This window comes from Corynebacterium sp. DNF00584 (genome assembly GCF_001552965.1).
In the GTDB taxonomy this organism is placed as follows: Bacteria; Actinomycetota; Actinomycetes; order Mycobacteriales; family Mycobacteriaceae; genus Corynebacterium; species Corynebacterium phoceense.
Window position 1 is genome coordinate 85,701 of the sequence record NZ_KQ959728.1, and the last position, 19,664, is coordinate 105,364.

Sequence of the window (19,664 nt, forward strand, 5' to 3'; positions counted from 1 at the left end):
CGAACACGCTGTTCAATGCGCCAGTGGCGCCGCGGTGGGGTGCCATCGCGCGGTGACGCGTGTTCAATGGGGGTATGTCTTCAGCGTCAAACACTGCGTCTTCGGTGCTTATCATCCTGCCTGGCGAGGGGGCCTTTGATGCCGCTGCCTTCGTCGACGCGCACCGTACTGCGAAGGCGGCTGGGCACTATGTTGTACTTGCCACACCGGGCGGGGCACAGCCACAGGTAGACGAGACCGAGCTCCAATCCTTGGGCCCTGACGCGGCGACGCGGGTGCGCGGCTATCTGGAGGAGTGCACCCTCGCGTTGCTGAGCCCCCGCGCGCTGCACACCGTGGACGAGGCCTCCTTTGCCCAGGTGATTATCCTGGGCGAGCCCGCCGTGGGGCAGGAGATTCACCGCTTCGCCGCCACACGCCGCGCTGCGCGACGACCACTCACGGTTCTGGGCGGTGAACGCGCCACGACCGCGCAGCCCCCTGGCTCCACAGAATCCGCGACACCGGCGGCGCCGGATGCGCCTGATGCCGACGTCGTTTCCCTCGATGCCGTGCGCCGTTGCCGCACCCACACGAAAGAATAGTGATGTCCCTTACCTGTTCCCGCTTCGCCTCCCGCGCCCTCGTCAGTGCCGGGGTCCTTGGCGCGCTCGGCGCAGCCGCCGCTCTGGTGCCGCAATGGCGGGCTGACCGCAGCGCCGTCTCGCCGACGCTGCGCACGCCCGCGACGTGGGTCCCGTTTACGAATGTGCCAGGCGCAGTGGCTATGACGATCGCAGGACTGGGGCGCCGCGCCGTCATGGCGCAGCCCACCGGCGACGATGTGCAGGCCTCCCGCCTGCGTGTGCAGTCACCCGAGGGCGTGTCCTGCGACGTACACGTGCTCGTGCCGGACTCTGTGGATGCCGCGGCGGATGCACCCGACTGGGGCGACATACCGGTCATGGTGTGGACGCACGGTGGCGGACATTTGGTCGGTGCGCCGGAGATGTATGACACTCGCAACGCGGCCATCGCGCGAGCGCTGGGCGCCATCATCGTGGCACCGTATTACCCCAAGGCCCCGGCGAATCCCTTCCCGGCGGACTTTGACGTCTGCTACGCGGCGCTGCGCTGGGCACAGGAACGCACCTCCGGCCCCGTGGCGGTGTGTGGCGATAGCGCCGGCGGTGGACTAGCCGCAGGCCTTGCACAACGCGCGTTCGATGAGGGCCATCCCATTGTCTTCAACGGGCTGGTCTATCCCATGCTCGACCACCGCACGGGACAGCGCCCCGTCGAGGGCGGGCGCGGGCACTTTGTCTGGACGGCTAACTTCAACCGTGCGGCGTGGGCTGCGTACCTCGGCGCTGATCACCTTGAGAGGGAGCCGGAACCCTATGCGTCCCCCGTCGAGCGCGGCGACTTTACCGGCATGCCGCCGACGTGGATTTCCATCGGCACGCTCGATCTCTTCTACGACGAGTCGCGTGCCTACGCGGACAAGCTGCGGGAGGCGGGCGTTCCCGTCGACTTCGTGGAGGTTCCCGGTGCCTACCATGGCTGTGACGCGCTCGCGCCGAAGTCACCGGAGACTGCCCAGCTCACCGCAAACCTCATCGCGGCGCTGCGGCCGTACCTGCTTCCCTAAAGCGCGGAGGAGAACATGTAGTCGCACAGCAAACGCCCGCTGCCCACGTCGATGACGTGGGGCAGCGGGCGTTCGGTGTTCGCACGGCGCCGGGGTGACCGACGCAGTGCTCTAGCAGCGGTTATCGTGCTGTTTAGAACTTGGAGAAGCGCTTGATGAGCATCTCTTCCAGGCTGCGCCAAGCGGAGGAATGATCGCTGTATGGCTTGGACGGCACGTAACCAGCATGCTCCGTGGAGCCGAGCATATAACCCAGGTAGTCCTGGAAGCGCGGGTTCGCCAACATGAAGGAGTTAATCGAGTCGTCGCCGGCCCAGTCTGCGGCGTCCGCGCAGATTTCGTAGGCACGAGCGAGCTGGTCGTTGTCCACGGCCTCCGGACCTTGCTCGATGTCGCGCACGAGGTTGTTAAACGTGTACTGGTTGTCCGGGTGAACCTGGACCTCAAGCTCGCCGGCGTTGGCGGCGGTGATGATGTCCTCCCACGTGGACACATGGGCGAGGTCATGGTCATCGTTTTCCATGATCCAGCGCACGAGCTGCTTCGGGGTGGGGAAGGAGTAAATCTCGCCCCATTTGCCCAGGAAGACCGGGCGCTCGCCCAGATAGGTGCGCAGCGTGTAGACGGTCTTACGGTCGATGGTGATCTTCACCGGGTCGATACCAGCGGCGGCCCACACCGACTTGTCGTACGGATCCGCGGCGGCGGCTTCGGCCTTGCGGGCTTCCTCGTCCTCCTGACGCTTCTTGGCCGCGGCAGCGGTGGCGGCGGAGATACGCGCGGCGGCGTCGGTCACCTTATCCTCACTGAAGTCCGTGGTGGGAACGACCTTGACGTGCTTGTCGAGGTCTTCGATGATCTCTTTCCAGTTGGTGAGGATGACGCGGCCCACGCCGGACCACTCGCGCAGGCCTTCATCGCCCGTGTAGTGCTCAGAGCCGCGCACCGTGTTGCGCAGGATGGAGTGCGTGGCGAAGAAGATGGTGGTGTGCTCGGCACCCGCGACCGAGGCGAGAGCCTCGGCGACCTCCAAGTCACGTGCGACGGTGGACACGGCCTCGTGGCCGGGGCGCTCCGCCAGCTTGGCAGGCATGCCGATGAGGTCGTAGTCATCGCGCGGCGCGACGGAGACGCGGTTCGCGGGCCGCGAGTTGAAAGCTTCCCAGTTGGGGTGATCCAGCAAGTCGTGACGCTGGCCTGACTCCAAGAACGTCAGCAGCTCGGCCTCGGTGCGGAAGAGGAGGATCGACTCATCATCGCCCAAGAAGGCTTGCCACTCCGTGCCGTTCTGGCGCCACTTCGGGGCCCACAGGGTATAAAAGTCGCCCTCAGTCAGCGAGAGCTTAATCGGTACGATTGCGCGGGTGCTCATAAAAGCTCAGTCTACCCAACCGTGCGCGACGGATGCGCACGCGATCGCACTAGAGCAGAAGCGGCTTGTACCCATGCCGAGGCTGCGCCCATAAACTTCGGTGGAATTAGCCGGTCGGTCGCCAAAGCCCTTAAACGCCATGCCCATGTTGGTGGTGCGCAGCGGGTTGGTCTGGACGGGGCTTCCGGCCTCGACGATCTGGCCGTCACCGGCATACATGGCCACGTGGCCGTCCCAGACGACGAGGTCCCCGGGCTGGAGCTCTGCGGCGGTGACTTGGCGGCCTACCGTTTGCTGCTCGGCAAGGCGCGGCAATTCGATGCCCGCCTGGCGCCACGCCCATTGCGTCAATCCGGAGCAGTCGTAGCCACCGGCGCCGGTCCCGCCCCAGGTATACGGAGTGCCGATTTGCGACAGCGCCGCGTTGACGGCGGCCTGACCTTGCGCGGAACTGCTGGAGCTGCTGGTGGCCGGACGTGCACTGCTGCCAGCGGTGGTGTCTTCCAGCGCAGCGGGGCGAATCTCGGGCGCGGCGGAGGGCGCGGGCGCGCCGGGAAGTGCACGGGACTGCTCCGACTTGAGCGAGTCTTTGGCGACGTGGCCTTCCTCGCTTACGGCCGAGGCGACGGCGCGACCGGCTATCTCTAGAAGGGGACGGGCGAGCGGAATGAGCTCATGGACGAGTTGCATAATGCGCTGCCCGGCCTCCGCGAGGCCACGCATGGCCAGCCCTTGCAGGGCGGCGCGGGCAGCCATCTGTGCAGCCGGATTGGGAATGAGCAAGCCCAGCGCCATGGGTACCGCCTCTTGGAGAAGTCGCAGGCCCAAGGCGAAGAGGTCACGAATGCACCCAAAAGCGAGTTGGCGGGCCTCGCGCTGCAGCTTTTCAATCTGCGCCGAGTCCGCTCGTAGCGAGTCCACGGCACGCAGGATCTTCTCTGGTGTGCCATCCGTGATGCGGGCCAGTTCGTGCACGCTCGAGACATCCGGCATGCGTGGCGTGGGGACGGCGGGAAGCTCGGCGGGACGCAGCGCCGAAATCTGGCGAATGGCGTCCATGATGACCATCATGAGCTCATCCCTCCGTTCCTGGACGTGGGGCGACGTTCTCGTTGGCGAAAGCCGCAGCGCCATCGCTGTCCACGGTGAGTGCTGCGTGCGTTGTCACGACGGCGACTTCTGCGAGATGTGCCAAGTCGGAGCGCATCATTTCGTCACGCGCGGCAACATTGTGAAACGCTGCGGTGAGCGCCGAACAGAAGTCACTGAGGCAGCCGCCCGGCAGTGAGGGCAGTGCCAAAGGTTGGGGTAGCGACTGTTGATCGAGGTCACGGGCAAGAGAGCGGGTTACTTCGGGGTCCAAGGTAAAAGTGTTCATGCCTCATTGGACTGTGCTGCGCGCCGAAAGGTTCCCACAAAATTTAAAAAAGCTTTTAGAGTAGGGGGCATGGATATCCACGTTGTAGACCACCCACTGGCTGCCTCCCGCCTCACGCTCATGCGCGACGCGCGCAGCGATAACGCCGCCTTCCGCGCTGCTTTGAAAGACTTGGGCACCATGCTCGTCTACGAAGCCGCGCGCGACCTGCCCGTTGAGCACTTTGACTGCGTGACCCCCGTGGACACCGCGCAAGGCACGCGCCTGCAAGACCCGCCGATCATCGTTCCCATCATCCGCGCTGGCCTGGGCATGATTGACCCCGCCTTGTCCATGATTCCGGATGCACAGGTTGGTTTCATCGGCATGGCCCGCGACGAGGAAACGCACGAGCCGGTGCCGTATCTCGAGGCGCTGCCGGAAGATCTGTCAGGCCGTACGGTCTTCGTTGTGGATCCCATGCTTGCCACGGGTGGTTCGCTGCTCCACGCCCTGCGTCTGCTTGCCGCGCGTGGTGCGACGAATATCACGGCTATTTGCATGGTCTCGGCACAGGAAGGCGTGGATGCACTGGCCAACTCCGGTCTGCCGGTGCGTCTCGTGACCGCCGTCATCGACCCTTCGCTCGACGAAGACGCGTACATCGTGCCGGGGTTGGGCGACGCTGGCGACCGCCTCTACGGACCACGCAATATTGACCTTTAAGCCGCAAGCAGCGGCCGCTGAGCTGCGGTGACGTAAGTGTTTCGCCGCAGCGGTGGCGCGTTCGTGGCCGTCGTTTTAGAATCCCGGGGTAGAAAGCCCGCGCTGGGGTGCGCGGGTCCGACTACTCGGGGGACACATGACTTTCGCTGTCGAACGACTCATGTGGTCAAGCTATGGCCACGGCTTTTCCATCACGCTCCAAGCGCTGCGCGAGGGCAGGAAGATCTCGCAGCAAGCGCTCGCAGACATCACGGGCTTATCGCGCAACCAGATTTCGAACCTAGAGCGAAACGATCATTACGGGGAGGGGCTCGCGGACCCACGCTTGTCCACCATCTATAAGCTGGCGCTCGGGCTTGAAGTCCCGCCGGCATCGTTGCTTCCTGGTGCGGCGCGCATGGTGGAGGAAATCTGCGCGCTGGATGGAGAGGATGACTGGACGCTCCTCGTGAAGCCGGAACACATCGCACCGTTTCCATCGGATTACGTGAATCGCCGGCGTTTTAGCGGGAAGTGGGCTTTCGAATAGCCCGGGGTTGGCCGCATTAAAACCGGGCCAGATTTTCTGTACCGCTTGGTCTAGTCTAGACTCGTTGGGAAAGACCCAGGAGGTACCTCATGAACGCTCGACCGAGCTCGCATTACGCTCACGCGGATACGTCGATTGACGTCTTCGGCGAGGGGCCGGGCGATGTCTCGCGTTTCGTGGCGGCCTGGTTCGACGCGCACCGCGCCGAGGTCATCGGCTGGCGCCGCCACATTCACCGCCACCCAGAGACGTCGAATAACGAAGTCGAGACCACGCGCTACATCGCGAAGATTCTGGAGGAGTGGGGCGTGGAGCCGCACCTGTTCCCAGAGACCGGTCTCATGGCCGACCTGGGCCCGGACAGCGAGCAGGGCCGCGTGGCCTTCCGTGCGGATATCGACGCGCTGCCCATCCAAGAAGTCACGGGGCTGGAATTTACGTCACTGAACAAGGGAGTCTCCCACTCCTGCGGGCATGACGTCCACACCACGGTCGTGCTGGGGCTCACCTGCGCGCTGAAGGAATACGACGAGCAGCACGGTCTGCCTGTCGGCGTGCGCGTTATCTTCCAGCCGGCGGAGGAGACGTGGGCAGGGGGTGCCACGGACGTCGTGTCCTGGGGCGCGCTCGAGGGAGTGCACTCCATCTTTGCCATTCACGCCGAGCCCAAGCTGCGCGTGGGACGCATCGGCGTGCGCGCGGGGGCTATCACCTCGGCCACGGACGTCGTCGAGATTGAGGTCAAGGGACCGGGTGGCCACACGTCCCGCCCGCACTTGTCCGCGGACGTCATCTTTGCCCTTGCCAAGGTCGTGACCGACCTGCCGGGGCTGCTGTCGCGCCGGGTGGATCCGCGCACCGGTACCGTGCTGGTCTTCGGCCAGATCAATTCTGGTTTTGCGCCCAACGCGATGCCGGAGACGGGCACGCTCACCGGCACCATGCGCACGGCAGACATCAACGTGTGGCGTGGCATGCAGAAGCTTTTTAGCGAGCTCATTGAGCAGGTCCTCGCTCCCCTCGGCGTGGAGTATGACCTCCAGTACCACCGCGGCGTGCCGCCGGTGCTCAACGATGACGTGGCGACGGCCGCGCTTACCGCAGCGGCCGCGGCCATCGACCCGCAGTGCGTCGTCCAAGCACCGCAGTCCTCGGGCGGCGAGGATTTCTCGTGGTACCTCGAAAACGTGCCGGGCTCCATGGCGCGTCTCGGCTGCTGGTCGGGCGAGGGCGAACAGTACGACCTGCACATGGGCGACCTCATCGTCGACGAGCGCTCCATCGGGGTGGGCATCAAGCTCTTCGGGTCCGTCGTCGATCGATTTGCGACGGCCGAGGTCTAACACCTCAGCTGGTCGGGGCTAAGGAGCTGTGTCACCTGGCCCGGCGTGCGTGAGGGGGCATGCGGGCACTACACTAACAGGCGAGTGTGCCTGCCCACTTGGTGGATGCGGATGGCGCAGGCGTGTGTCCCGAAAGATCGGAATAGGCGCGGCGCGCTGTCCTGCGACGATCATGCGGGCAGTGCGCCGGCATTAACGGCGAGGACACGGTGGAACTCGACCCCACGACAACCCCTGCATCCTTGCCCCATTCGACCGCACGCGTGACCCGCGAAATCTCACAAGGAGCGAGAAATAAAAGTGACCCAGGATAAGGCTGCTGCCCAGACTGCACAGGTGATCGAAGACACCCCGCGCATTGTCATTATCGGCGGTGGCCCCGCCGGGTACGAGGCCGCAACGGCCGGCGCCAAGTACGGCGCCCACATCACGCTCATTGAGGAGCAGGGGCCCGGTGGTTCCTCCGTGCTCCTCGACTGCGTTCCGTCCAAGTCCTTCATCGCTGGCGCGAACCTCCGGACGGACTTCCGCCGTGCAGATGCGATGGGGCTTAACGATCAGCTCAGCTCGCTGCAGCTGAAGCTCGATGCTCTTAACGAGCGCGTCCAAGCACTGGCTGCGAAGCAGTCCGCGGACGTGCGGGCGGGCCTGGAGAAGATCGGCGTGAAGGTTATCGACGGCCGCGCGAAGTTCTCTGAGGACCAGACCGGCGTGCGCGGCACGCACCACCTCGTCGACGTTACGCGTGCTGACGGCACCGAGGAGCAGCTCGAGGCGGACCTCGTCCTCGTTGCTACGGGCGCCACCCCGCGCATCCTGCCGGGCGCACAGCCGGACGGCGAGCGCATCCTTACCTGGCAGCAGGTCTATGACCTCAAGGAGGAGCCGGAGCACCTCATCGTCGTCGGATCCGGCGTCACCGGTGCCGAGTTCGTTTCCGCCTTCGCCGAGATGGGCGTCAAGGTCACCATGGTCGCTTCCCGCGACCGCATTCTGCCGCATGATGACGCCGATGCCGCAGATGTGCTCGAGACCGTCCTCGCCGAGCGCGGCGTGGAGCTGGAGAAGAATTGCCGCGTGGAGTCTGTTGCGCGCACCGAGGACGGCAACGTCGTGGTGAAGACCCAGGACGGCCGCGAGATCCATGGCTCCCACGTCATCATGTCCATCGGCTCCGTCCCGAACACCAAGGACCTGGGCCTCGAGCACGTGGGCGTCCACACCCAGAAGTCCGGCCACATCAAGGTCGACCGCGTCTCGCGCACCAACGTCGCCGGCATCTACGCGGCGGGCGATTGCTCGGATCTCTTCCCGCTCGCCTCCGTCGCCGCCATGCAGGGCCGCATCGCCATGTATCACGCGCTGGGCGAGGGCGTGTCCCCGCTGCGCCTGAAGACCGTGGCCACCGCCGTGTTCACCCGCCCCGAGATCGCCGCCGTGGGCTTCACTCAGGCCGAGATTGAGGCTGGCGAGGTTTCCGCGCGCACCATCATGATGCCGCTCAACACCAACCCGCGCGCGAAGATGCGCTCCCTTAACCACGGCTTTGTCAAGCTCTTCTGCCGCGCCACCTCCGGCCGCGTCATCGGCGGCGTCATCGTCGCGCCGACCGCCTCGGAGCTCATTCTGCCCGTCGCCGTTGCCGTGACCAACCAGCTCACGGTCAACCAGCTCGCAGACTCGTTTGCGGTCTACCCATCGTTGTCGGGCACCATCACGGAGGCGGCTCGCCGCCTCGTTGCGCACGACGATCTGTCCTAAGTTTTCGTTTCAGAACAAGGGACTACAACGACGTGGAGCTCGGCAGGGTTTGCCTTGCCCGAGCTTCTCGTCGTCGTTTTCGCAGGCCTTAGCGTCTTCACGAACTAATTCTGAACGCTCATCGGATAGTTGGTGTCCACCGTGGTCATCCCGGTGTGGCATGACAGCCGCAGCACGCAGGAGCTTTCCGATGCCCCCGCGCCCGGCTCGTCCCTAGCCTCCAGCGCCGCCGCGGCCGCTCTTAACCGTGCGTGGTCGTGGACCTTTCTCTTCGCGCCGAGCGCCATGGGGGCCTCTAACGCGTTGACTGCGCTCAGCTCCACAAACGCGATGCTCGCTAACGTGGAAAGTCCCGTGGTGGCGCTCCTTGTGAGCCTGGGCATCGTGGCATTGTGGACGATCTTCCACCTGGGATGTGCTGCGCTGTGTGAGCGGCGTTACCAAGAGCATGGCCATTCTGGTGGGCGATTCGGTAGGGACGAGGAGCCTGTCGCCAGTGACTTGTTGTGTGTGGCCTTCGCGCTGGGCACGACGTGTGCAACCTCGGACGTCACCGTGACCGATGCGGGAATGCGTCGTCTCGTCGCTGCGCAGACCTGCCGTCCGCGCAAGCTAGAGCCCGAGCGCGGCGACGGCCTGAGCAGCCTCGTCCTGCGTGAACTTGTCACCGTACTCAGAGGAGAGTTGGTTGAGCAGCTCGGGACCGGACATGGGCATGAGCTCCTGGTAGCTCTTGGCGGCTTCGACGGCTTCCGCGTTCCAGTCAGCGCCCACGGAATCGACGGCATACTGTGCTTCCTCCGGGGTGAATTGATCGGCAACGTCAGAGGTGAGCTGGTCATAGAGGCCAGCCTTGGAGAAGCCCTTGAGGTCGAGGTAGCTCTCTGCAGCCTGGAGCGACTCTGCGTTCCAGTCTGCCTCGACGGTGTCGACCGCGTACTGTGCCGCCTCGGCCGAGTAGTGATCGGCGAATTCGGACGTGAGCTGGCCGTAGAGGCCGGCCTTGGAAAAACCCTTGAGCTTGAGATAGTTCTCTGCGGAGCGCAGCGCGTTGCGGAACTCAGGGGAGACGTCCGAGCCTGCGGCGTTGTCTGCCTTTCCGGACCCGACGGCTCCGGTGTTCGCGGCGCCGTTCGAGACGAGATCGGCTGGTACAGCTGTCGCAGTGTCAGTGCCCTCCTGTCCGGCGGACTCGACTGTCGCAGTGGTGGTTGCTTCTGAGGACGAGGACGCCGTGGTGGAGGAATCATCTCCGCCGCCGTTGGTAAGCGCCCCGCCAATGAGGAGGACTGCGGCCGCGCCGACGATCCACGGCCAGCGACGCTTCTTCTTCGCCTTCTTTTCCGGCTGAACGGGGGCGAACGAGGATGCTGCAGAGGAAGGCTCAGGGGAGGAGGGAAGAGGAGAGCCGTAGGGGTTGGGGGTGGTCATGGAATGACACCTTTCTGTGAGAAGAAGCGAGATACTCGTGGGGCCACGCCCTGCGCATTCCTGCGCAGGGCACGGGTGGAGAGGACTCGAGAGGAGAGGTGTTCCGAACGAGGCCCGGCCTCCGGGAAAGGGAAAGAGACCGGATGCCCTCTCGCGCGGAACACAGGTAGTTTCTCGCGCACAGGTGACATGGAGGCTCGGGGCCTAGAACGCTCGTGCGAGCGGAAAGAAAAGGGGGCATCGGCAAGCTGGTGCAAGGGTGCCGAGCCTGCGCCTTAAATGGTGTCGTACGCCTGGTCCGCTGTCGTATTGAGATTGAGGCGGATGGTGCGGCCTAGCTGCGGGAAGGCGCGCTGCGGGCAGTCGGTGCGCGGGCAAGCGAGACAGCCGGGGCCGATAGGCGTGGCGGCGGAGGGGGAGAGGTTCAGGGCGTCCGCGTAAACAAGGCGATCGGCCTGCGTGATGTCGCAGCCAAGCCCCACTACGAACTCCTTGCGCGGGGTGCCGAAGGATTTGGCGGGACCCTGGACGTGCCGGGCAATCCAGAGGGAGGTGTGGCCATCGGGCATGGAGGCGACCTGGCGGGTGATGCGGTTGGGGGTCTCGAAGGCGCGGTGGACGACCCAGAGCGGGCACGTGCCGCCGGAGCGGGCGAAGTGGAAACTCGTGGAGGACTGGCGTTTGGAGATATTGCCGGCGCGGTCTGTGCGAATGAAGGAGAAGGGCACACCCGTGTTGCCGGGGCGCTGAAGGGTGGACAGGCGCTGGGCAGTGGTCTCGAATCCGGTGCCGAAGTCACCGGCGAGCATGTCGATGTCGTAGCGGGATTCCTCCGCCTTGGCGAGGAACTCGTTATATGGCATGGTCACCGCGGCGCCGAAGTACTGGCCGAGGCCCAGCCTGCCGATGTCGCGCGCGACGCCTTCGGGCAACTCGGAGACGAGGTTGTCGCAGAGGTCTTGATAGGCGAGAAGGCAATACTGCAAGGACATCTCAAAGACCAGCTGCGCTTCGGTGAGGCCGCCGCGCAGATTGAGCTCGCGGCGGACCGGATCGAATTCGCGGCGAGGGCCGGTGCGGCCAAAGCGCACCGAGACGCCGAGTTCCTCTTCGAGGAGCGAGGCAAGGCGAGCCCGACGGAAAACGCGCTGGCCAAGCTGGCCGGCGAGTTCCTCCGCGAGAACATCGAGTTCATGGATGTAGTTGTGCGCGTTATAGAAAAACTCGCGGACGGCTTCGAAGGGGCCTTCTTGCTCGCGGGGGACGAGGGCGGCGGCGCGGGTGAGTCCCGGCATGAGCTCAGGAAACCGGCCGGCGAGGTCTGCCAATGTGTCTTCTTCCGCGCCGGGGAAGAGGAGGCGCAGCTCCGTGATGGCATGCAAATCTTTTTCTGTGGAGAAGTAGCTGGGGTCCACATTAAAGCGTTGCGATAGCTGCATGAGCACGGTCACAGTGAGTGGCCGTTGGTCGTTTTCGAGCTGGTTGAGGTAGCTCGTGGATAGCCCCAAAGTCTTGGCCATGGCGACTTGCGTCAGCCCGCGTTGCTTGCGGAGCGCGTGGATTCGTGCCCCCGCGTAGTGCTTGCTCATGGATGGTGCTCCTTCAGATCTGCGTCCTGGCTGCGAGTTTTACAGCTTTTACAGAGTATGCATAATAATGCCACAAATTTACGCAAAGGTCACTTGTGGCCTAGGGCACGTCGAAAAAAGTAATGTGATTGCTATCGCAACAACGCGGTGCCACAGTGCGTCGCTCGCTTTCCTTGCGATGCACTCCACGCTTCCACACTTAAAAAGGAGTTTAAATTCCGGTGATTAATCACGAAGTACGCACCCACAAGTCCGCCGAGGATTTCCCGATTGAGGAGCACCTCGCCTACAAGATCGCCAAGGTTGCCGCAGACAAGGTCGAGGTTCCGGCCGACACCAAGGACATGATCATCAACCGCATCATCGACAACGCCTCCGTTGCTATGGCGTCCGTCGTCCGCGGCCCGGTCACCTCCGCCCGCGTCATGGCTCAGTCGCATCCTCATTCTTCGGATGCGAGCGGCAACGGGTCCACCGTCTTCGGTGTTGATGGTAAGTACTCCGCCGAGTGGGCCGCACTCGCCAACGGCACCGCCGTCCGCGAGCTCGACTACCACGACACCTTCCTCGCCGCCGAGTACTCCCACCCGGGCGACAACATCCCGCCGATCCTTGCCGTCGCACAGCACAAGGGCCTCACCGGCAAGGACCTCATCTGCGGTATCGCTACCGGCTACGAGATCCAGGTCGACCTCGTCAAGGGCATGTGCCTTCACGAGTGGAAGATTGACCACGTCGCTCACCTCGGCCCGTCCGTCGCCGCTGGTATCGGTACCATGCTGAACCTCGATGTCGACACCATCTACCAGGCCATCGGCCAGGCTCTCCACACCACCACCGCGACCCGCCAGTCCCGCAAGGGCCTGATTTCCTCCTGGAAGGCCTCCGCTCCGGCATTCGCCGGCAAGATGGCCATCGAGGCTGTCGACCGCGCGATGCGCGGCGAGGGCGCCCCGGCTCCCATCTGGGAAGGTGAGGACGGCTTCATCGCATGGATGCTGCACTCCCCGGAGCGCACCTACACCATCCCGCTGCCGGCCGAGGGCGAAGAAAAGCGCGCCATCCTCGACACCTACACCAAGGAGCACTCCGCGGAGTACCAGGCACAAGCCCAGATCGACATGGCCTTCGCGCTGAAGAAGCGCCTCGCCGAGGAGGGCCGCGACCTGGCGGACATCGAGTCCATCGTCCTCCACACCTCGCACCACACCCATTACGTCATCGGTACCGGTGCGAACGACCCGCAGAAGATGGACCCGGACGCATCGCGCGAGACGCTCGACCACTCCATCATGTACATCTTCGCCGTTGCCCTCGAGGACGGCGACTGGGACTACGAGCACTCCTACTCCGACGAGCGCAAGCACCGCCCGGAGACCATCGAGCTGTGGCACAAGATCTCCACCGTCGAGGATCCTGAGTGGACCCGCCGCTACCACTCCAACGACCTTTCCGAGAAGGCGTTCGGCGGCAAGGCCGTCATCACCTTCAAGGACGGCACCGTTATCGAGGACGAGCGCGCCGTCGCTGATGCTCACCCGCTCGGCGCCCGTCCGTTCGGCCGCGAGGAGTACATCAACAAGTTCAAGAAGCTGGCCGCTGGCAAGGTCTCCGAGGAAGAGCAGGAGCGCTTCCTCGCCGCCGTCCAGGACCTCGAGAACCTCACCGACCTGAACGAGCTCAACGTCCGTGTCACCCCGGACCACCTCGCGAAGGCCCCCAAGAAGCCGGAAGGAATTTTCTAACATGGCTGGACTGTTTGGTTCTACCAAGACCAACGCCGAGAAGCGCGCGGAGTTCCGCGCCTCCCTGGAGGGGCCGGGTTTGACCCGCCTCCCGGGTGCCTTCAACCCGCTCACCGCGCGTCTTATCCAGGACATCGGCGGCTTCGAAGGCGTCTACATCTCGGGCGCCGTCCTCGCTAACGACCTGGGCCTGCCGGACATCGGCCTCACCACTCTCACTGAGGTCGCCCACCGCTCCGGCCAGATTGCTCGCGCCACCGACCTGCCGGTCCTCGTCGACGCTGACACCGGCTTCGGTGAGCCGATGTCCTCGGCTCGCACGGTGGTGGCCCTTGAGGACGCTGGCCTCGCCGGCATGCACCTTGAGGACCAGGTCAACCCGAAGCGCTGTGGCCACCTCGACGGCAAGGAAGTTGTCCCGACCGACCTCATGGTCCGCCGCATCTCCGCCGCGGTCAACGAGCGCCGCGACCCCAACTTCATCATCTGCGCCCGTACGGACGCCGCTGGCATCCACGGCATCGACGACGCCATCGAACGCGCCAAGGCCTACGCCGACGCTGGAGCCGACATGATCTTCACCGAGGCCCTCTATTCCAAGGAGGACTTCGAGAAGTTCCGCGCCGCTGTCGATACCCCGCTCCTGGCGAACATGACGGAGTTCGGCAAGACCGAGCTGCTGTCCGCCAAGGAAATCGAGGACCTGGGCTACAACGCTGTCATCTGGCCGGTGTCCACCTTCCGTGTCGCCATGGGCGCCACCGAAGAGTTCCTCCGCTTCATGGAGAAAGAGGGCAACCAGACTGAGTGGCTCGAGCGCATGCAGCACCGTTCTCGCCTGTACGAACTTGTTCGCTACAACGAGTACAACGCTTTCGACCAGGCGGTGTTCACCTACTCCAAGGACTCCTACAAGCCGACCTTCGAGTAAAACCCCGGCTCCTGCCGACCGGCGCTTCGCCGGTATGACGAGCTACTGCGTTCGAAGCGCGGAACCCCGTGCCTCGAGCGCACAGCGGCGAACCTTCTTGGAACGTCGTTCCTTCAATCCAAGTAAAAGAACCGCGCCACGGTTCGTGGCGTCTTTCGTCCCACACACTTTTCCAAGCACAAGGAGAACACAATGTCTGAGAACACCCCCGAAATCCGCAAGGGCCTGTACGGCGTCGTCGTTGACGAGACCGCCGTCTCCAAGGTCGTCCCGGAGACCAACTCCCTGACCTACCGTGGTTACCCCGTTCAGGAGCTGGCACGCTACTGCTCCTTCGAAGAGGTTGCCTACCTTTTGTGGAACGGCGAGCTTCCGACTCAGGAGGAGCTCATCCGCTTCTCTGCACGTGAGAAGGCTCTGCGCCACCTGGACCGCCACCTTATCGACCTCATCATGTCGATGCCGCTGTCCTGCCACCCGATGGACGTCCTGCGCACCGCCATCTCCTTCATCGGCGCTCAGGATCCGGAGGCCTACACCAAGAACTCCGAGCACATCCGTCGTACCGCTCTCGAGCTGATGGCCAAGATCCCGACCATCATCGCGCTCGACATCCGTCGTCGCCGCGGTGAAGGCTACATCCAGCCGTCGCGTAAGAAGGGCTTTGCCGAGAACTTCCTGTGGATGGTCTTCGGTGAGGAAGAGGGCTCCCCGGCCAACTCCCGCGCCGACATCGAGGCCTTCGACAAGTCGCTCATCCTCTACGCTGAGCACTCCTTCAACGCCTCCACCTTCACCGCGCGCGTCATCACCTCCACGATGTCCGACACCTACTCCGCAGTCGTCGGTGCTATCGGCGCCCTCAAGGGCCCGCTGCACGGTGGTGCGAACGAGGCCGTCATGCACAACTTCATTGAGGTTGGCGACCCGGCGAAGACCGAAGAGTGGACCCTCAACAAGCTCAAGAACAAGGAGCTCGTGATGGGCTTCGGTCACCGCGTCTACAAGAACGGTGACTCCCGCGTTCCGACCATGGAGGCCGCTTTCCGCGAGCTGGCCAAGGAGCACGGCCAGGAGCAGTGGGTGGAGATGTACGAAATCATGGCAAAGACCATGTACGACAACACCTCCATCAAGATTCAGCCGAACCTCGATTTCCCGACGGGCCCGGCGTACCACATCCTGGGCTTCGACATCGAGTTCTTCACCCCGATCTTCGTGATGTCCCGTATCACCGGTTGGACCGCACACATCGTGGAGCAGAACGAGAACAACTCGCTCATCCGCCCGCTGTCTGCCTACAACGGTGAGGCTCAGCGCTCCGTTCCGCCGAAGCAGTTCTAATCGCCGCCTGTGGCGCCGGGGTATTCCTGGCGTCACCCCGGAGGGAACGACGTTTCCTATGACCTATCTGTAACGGAACCCCCTACACTCCTCCGTTGCCCCTGAATTTCCCCGGCCGGCGCCAGACTTTATACGTCGGGCGTCCGGCCTTCGGGACGTTTTACCCCCCTTTAGTACCAATAGTGTGGGATCGTGTTCGCATCGTGCATCACGCACTACTAATCTGAGATGTGGATCACCCGTGCTGGCATTAGTTTTCTGAACTACCTCGTAGCAACGTGAACCAATGACCACAATCCGAAAGGAACCTACTGCAGTGTCTGCCACCGCGTTACCGACGTTCAACAAGGTGCTTGTAGCCAACCGCGGCGAAATTGCTGTCCGTGCCTTCCGTGCCGCTTTCGAAATTGGCGCGAAGACCGTTGCAATTTACCCACGTGAGGATCGCAACTCCTTCCACCGTGCATTCGCCAACGAAGCCGTTCGCATTGGCGCCGAGGGTGCCCCGGTGAAGGCCTACCTCGATATCGATGAGGTGATTCGTGCCGCCAAGAAGTCGGGCGCGGATGCCATCTATCCGGGTTACGGCTTCCTCTCTGAGCGCGCGGACCTTGCCCGTGCCTGCAACGAGGCCGGAATCAAGTTCATTGGACCCACTCCGGAGACCCTGGACCTCACCGGCGATAAGGCCGCTGCGGTGCACGCCGCTCAGGAGGCGGGCCTGCCGACCTTGAAGGACTCCGAGCCGTCCACTGACGTGGACAAGCTCGTCGAGTACTCCAAGGACTTCACCTACCCGCTCTTCGTCAAGGCAGTCGCAGGCGGCGGCGGACGCGGCATGCGTTTCATCGAGAACGAGTCTGAGCTGCGCGAGAAGTGCGCGGAGGCCTCCCGCGAGGCCGAGGCTGCCTTCGGCGACGGTCACGTCTACCTTGAGACCGCCGTGATTAAGCCGCAGCACATCGAGGTCCAGATCCTCGCCGATAGCCAGGGCAACGTCATCCACCTCTTCGAACGTGACTGCTCCGTGCAGCGTCGTCACCAGAAGGTCGTGGAGATCGCTCCGGCTCCGACGCTGGATCCGGAACTGCGTGACCGCATCTGTGCGGACGCCGTGAAGTTCTGCCAGCACATCAACTACGAGGGCGCTGGCACTGTCGAGTTCCTCGTGGACGAGCGCGGCAACCACGTCTTCATCGAGATGAACCCCCGTGTCCAGGTCGAGCACACCGTTACCGAGGAAATCACCGGTGTCGACATCGTGAAGTCGCAGATGCACATCGCTGCGGGCGCGTCCCTCGAGCAGCTTGGTCTGCACCAGGAGGATATCCACATCACCGGCGCGGCCCTGCAGTGCCGTATTACGACTGAAGACCCGAACAACGGTTTCCGCCCGGATACCGGCACCCTGACCACGTACCGCTCTCCGGGTGGTGCGGGCGTGCGTCTCGATGGCGCGACTGCCGTCGGCGCCGAGATTTCCCCGAACTTCGACTCCCTGCTGGTGAAGATGACCTGCCGTGGCGTCACTTTCAAGCAGGCTGTCGCCCGTGCACAGCGCGCCCTCAACGAGTTCACCGTCGCCGGCGTTGCCACCAACATCGGCTTCCTGCGCGCCCTGTTGCGCGAGCCGGACTTCACCGAGACCCGCGTCGACACCAGCTTTATCGCGTCCCACCCGGACCTGCTCAAGGCTCCGCCGGCTGTGGACGAGTCCGGCCGTATCATCGACTACATCGCGGACGTCACCGTGAACAAGCCGAATGGCACGCGTCCGACCGCGCTTCGTCCGTTCGACAAGCTCCCAGAATTCGATCGCAACTCTGAGCTGCCGCGTGGTTCTCGTGACGATCTGCTTGAGCTGGGTCCGAAGGCTTGGGCAGAAAAGATCCGCAATCAGCAGGCTCTCGGCGTTACGGACACGACATTCCGTGACGCGCACCAGTCGCTGCTCGCCACCCGTGTGCGCGGTACTGACCTCGTCTCCGCCGCGGAGGCCGTGGCCCGCATGACCCCGTCCCTCTACTCGGTGGAGGCGTGGGGCGGAGCGACCTACGATGTCGCGATGCGCTTCCTCAAGGAGGACCCGTGGGTTCGCCTTGACCTGCTGCGTGAGGCCATGCCGAACCAGAATATTCAGATGTTGCTGCGCGGCCGCAATACGGTTGGCTACTCGCCGTACTCGGACAAGGTGTGCCACGCCTTTGTGGACGAAGCCGCCAAGTCTGGTGTCGATATCTTCCGTATCTTCGACGCCCTCAACGATGTGAGCCAGATGCGTCCGGCTATCGAGGCTGTCCTTGAGAATGACAAGTCCGTGGCTGAGGTTGCCATGGCGTACTCCGGCGATATGTGCTCTCCGAATGAGAAGCTCTACACGCTGGATTACTACCTCAAGCTCGCCGAGGAAATCGTGGGCACGGGTGCACACGTGCTGGCTATCAAGGACATGGCGGGCCTGCTGCGTCCGGAGTCTGCCTCCAAGCTGGTCATGGCACTGCGCAAGGAATTCGACCTGCCGGTGCACGTCCACACCCACGACACTGCGGGTGGCCAGATGGCGACCTACTACGCGGCGGCGCTGTCCGGTGCCGATGTCGTCGACGGTGCCTCCGCTCCGTTGGCCGGTACCACGTCGCAGCCGTCCCTGTCTGCTATCGTCGCGGCATTCTCCAACTCCGCGCGCGACACTGGCCTCGACCTCAAGGCCGTCTCCGATCTGGAGCCGTACTGGGAGGCCGTCCGCCAGCTCTACAAGCCGTTCGAGAAGGGTATTCCTGGCCCGACTGGCCGCGTGTACCGCCACGAGATCCCGGGTGGTCAGCTGTCCAACCTGCGCGCTCAGGCGACCGCTCTGGGCCTCGAGGACCGCTTCGAGGTCATCGAGGACACCTACGCCGCCGTCAACGAGATGCTCGGCCGTCCGACCAAGGTCACCCCGTCTTCCAAGGTCGTGGGCGACCTCGCCCTGCAGCTTGTGGGTGCTGGCGTGGACCCGGCCGAGTTCGAGGCCAACCCGTCCAAGTACGACATCCCGGATTCCGTCATCGCGTTCCTGCGCGGCGAGCTCGGTACCCCTCCGGGCGGCTGGCCGGAGCTGCGCGACCGCGTCCTCGAGGGCCGTACGCCGGGCGAGGTGACCGTCAAGGAGGTGCCCGCTGAAGAGCAGCCGCACCTTGACTCCGATAACTCGCAGGAACGCCGTGACTCCCTCAACCGCCTGCTCTTCCCGAAGCAGTTTGAGGAGTTCAACGAATTCCGTCGTAAGTACGGAAACACGGAGGCCCTCACGGACACGGTGTTCCTCTACGGTCTGGAAGAAGGCCACGAGTACGTGGTTCACTACTTCGCTGACGGATCCAACGACCGTGCTGACCTCAAGCCGATTACTGTGCGCCTCGATGCGCTCGGCGAAGCCGACGAGAAGGGTATGCGCAACGTTGTCCTGACGGTCAACGGTCAGATTCGCCCGATGAAGGTCCGCGACAATAACGTCGAATCCACCGTCGCCACCGTCGAGAAGGCCGACCCGAGCAACGAGGGCCACGTGGCCGCTCCGTTCGCTGGTGTGGTCAACCCGACCGTTTCTGCGGGCGACGAGGTCAAGGCCGGTGACCAGGTTGCAGTTATTGAGGCCATGAAGATGGAAGCCTCCATCTCCGCGACCAAGGATGGCGTCATCGAGCGTGTCGCCATTGGCAAGGCCACCAAGGTAGAGGGTGGCGACCTCATTGCCGTCATTAAGTAATACCAGGTAGCTCACCCAGCGTACAGCCCATCGAACCTGCAGGTCCGGTGGGCTGTCATCATGGCGCAGGAGGCTGCCGATGCCGCCTAAATCCCTTCAGCACACAGTGCGAGTCGTCTTTGGCCCGCGTTAAAACTGCGCTTTTGACTATAGCTGTC

The 19,664-nt window shown here is 63.8% G+C and carries 15 protein-coding genes and 1 pseudogene; 11 read left to right on the forward strand and 5 right to left on the reverse strand.

The features are described 5' to 3' along the window. The first annotated feature begins 74 nt into the window (after positions 1 to 74). Entirely contained in the window at positions 75 to 584 is a 510-nt protein-coding gene (locus tag HMPREF0307_RS00825; RefSeq protein ID WP_156435888.1) for a hypothetical protein, read from the forward strand. 2 nt (positions 585 to 586) lie between these two features. Further along, positions 587 to 1,630: an alpha/beta hydrolase gene (locus HMPREF0307_RS00830; protein ID WP_066485032.1), complete on the forward strand. Its 1,044-nt coding sequence runs from the start codon at positions 587 to 589 to the stop codon at positions 1,628 to 1,630. A 133-nt stretch (positions 1,631 to 1,763) separates the two neighbouring features. On the opposite strand, the gene HMPREF0307_RS00835 is transcribed toward HMPREF0307_RS00830, so the two are convergent. The 3 genes from HMPREF0307_RS00835 to HMPREF0307_RS12775 are packed head-to-tail and all read right to left on the reverse strand — an operon-like array spanning position 1,764 to position 4,380. Continuing rightward, complete coding sequence (locus HMPREF0307_RS00835) at positions 1,764 to 3,002, reverse strand: hypothetical protein (RefSeq protein ID WP_066485038.1); 1,239 nt, start codon at positions 3,000 to 3,002, stop codon at positions 1,764 to 1,766. A gap of 6 nt (positions 3,003 to 3,008) precedes the next feature. Continuing rightward, the gene (locus HMPREF0307_RS00840; RefSeq protein ID WP_082723160.1) at positions 3,009 to 4,073 is read right to left on the reverse strand and encodes a C40 family peptidase; all 1,065 of its coding nucleotides are present in this window, start codon (positions 4,071 to 4,073) and stop codon (positions 3,009 to 3,011) included. Positions 4,074 to 4,077: 4 nt separating this feature from the next. Next, positions 4,078 to 4,380, reverse strand: coding sequence for a transducer protein Htr23 (locus HMPREF0307_RS12775; RefSeq protein WP_141628602.1), 303 nt, complete (start codon positions 4,378 to 4,380; stop codon positions 4,078 to 4,080). Between the two features lie 69 nt (positions 4,381 to 4,449). Here HMPREF0307_RS12775 and upp point away from each other — a divergent pair, with 69 nt between their 5' ends. The 5 genes and pseudogenes from upp to HMPREF0307_RS13510 all read left to right on the forward strand — a co-directional run. After that, the gene (gene upp / locus HMPREF0307_RS00845; protein WP_066485047.1) at positions 4,450 to 5,085 is read left to right on the forward strand and encodes a uracil phosphoribosyltransferase; all 636 of its coding nucleotides are present in this window, start codon (positions 4,450 to 4,452) and stop codon (positions 5,083 to 5,085) included. 136 nt (positions 5,086 to 5,221) lie between these two features. Beyond that, the gene (locus HMPREF0307_RS00850) at positions 5,222 to 5,614 is read left to right on the forward strand and encodes a helix-turn-helix domain-containing protein (RefSeq protein WP_066485050.1); all 393 of its coding nucleotides are present in this window, start codon (positions 5,222 to 5,224) and stop codon (positions 5,612 to 5,614) included. An 89-nt stretch (positions 5,615 to 5,703) separates the two neighbouring features. Continuing rightward, positions 5,704 to 6,957, forward strand: coding sequence for an amidohydrolase (locus HMPREF0307_RS00855; protein ID WP_082723161.1), 1,254 nt, complete (start codon positions 5,704 to 5,706; stop codon positions 6,955 to 6,957). Between the two features lie 300 nt (positions 6,958 to 7,257). Then, positions 7,258 to 8,718, forward strand: coding sequence for an NAD(P)H-quinone dehydrogenase (locus tag HMPREF0307_RS00860; protein WP_369799404.1), 1,461 nt, complete (start codon positions 7,258 to 7,260; stop codon positions 8,716 to 8,718). Positions 8,719 to 8,871: 153 nt separating this feature from the next. After that, positions 8,872 to 9,300 (forward strand): annotated as a pseudogene (locus HMPREF0307_RS13510) (DUF1345 domain-containing protein); the annotation flags it as partial. 30 nt (positions 9,301 to 9,330) lie between these two features. Here the strand turns inward: HMPREF0307_RS13510 and HMPREF0307_RS00870 are convergent. Then, positions 9,331 to 10,149: an Ltp family lipoprotein gene (locus HMPREF0307_RS00870; protein WP_066485060.1), complete on the reverse strand. Its 819-nt coding sequence runs from the start codon at positions 10,147 to 10,149 to the stop codon at positions 9,331 to 9,333. A gap of 275 nt (positions 10,150 to 10,424) precedes the next feature. Continuing rightward, a complete protein-coding gene (locus HMPREF0307_RS00875; RefSeq protein ID WP_066485066.1) occupies positions 10,425 to 11,738 on the reverse strand; it encodes a short-chain fatty acyl-CoA regulator family protein in 1,314 nt (437 codons plus the stop codon). Positions 11,739 to 11,959: 221 nt separating this feature from the next. Between HMPREF0307_RS00875 and HMPREF0307_RS00880 the strand changes: the two genes are divergently transcribed. The 4 genes from HMPREF0307_RS00880 to HMPREF0307_RS00895 all read left to right on the forward strand — a co-directional run bounded on the left by HMPREF0307_RS00880 (position 11,960) and on the right by HMPREF0307_RS00895 (position 19,506). Next, positions 11,960 to 13,483, forward strand: a complete 1,524-nt coding sequence (locus HMPREF0307_RS00880) for an MmgE/PrpD family protein (RefSeq protein ID WP_066485070.1) — start codon at positions 11,960 to 11,962, stop codon at positions 13,481 to 13,483. Between the two features lies 1 nt (position 13,484). Next, entirely contained in the window at positions 13,485 to 14,414 is a 930-nt protein-coding gene (gene prpB / locus HMPREF0307_RS00885; RefSeq protein WP_066485079.1) for a methylisocitrate lyase, read from the forward strand. A gap of 192 nt (positions 14,415 to 14,606) precedes the next feature. Beyond that, positions 14,607 to 15,758 carry a bifunctional 2-methylcitrate synthase/citrate synthase gene (locus HMPREF0307_RS00890; RefSeq protein ID WP_066485081.1) on the forward strand — a complete coding sequence of 384 codons (1,152 nt, stop codon included), beginning with the start codon at positions 14,607 to 14,609 and terminating at the stop codon, positions 15,756 to 15,758. Positions 15,759 to 16,074: 316 nt separating this feature from the next. Beyond that, on the forward strand, positions 16,075 to 19,506 hold the full coding sequence (locus HMPREF0307_RS00895; protein ID WP_066485083.1) for a pyruvate carboxylase: 3,432 nt from the start codon (positions 16,075 to 16,077) through the stop codon (positions 19,504 to 19,506). Positions 19,507 to 19,664: the final 158 nt, after the last annotated feature.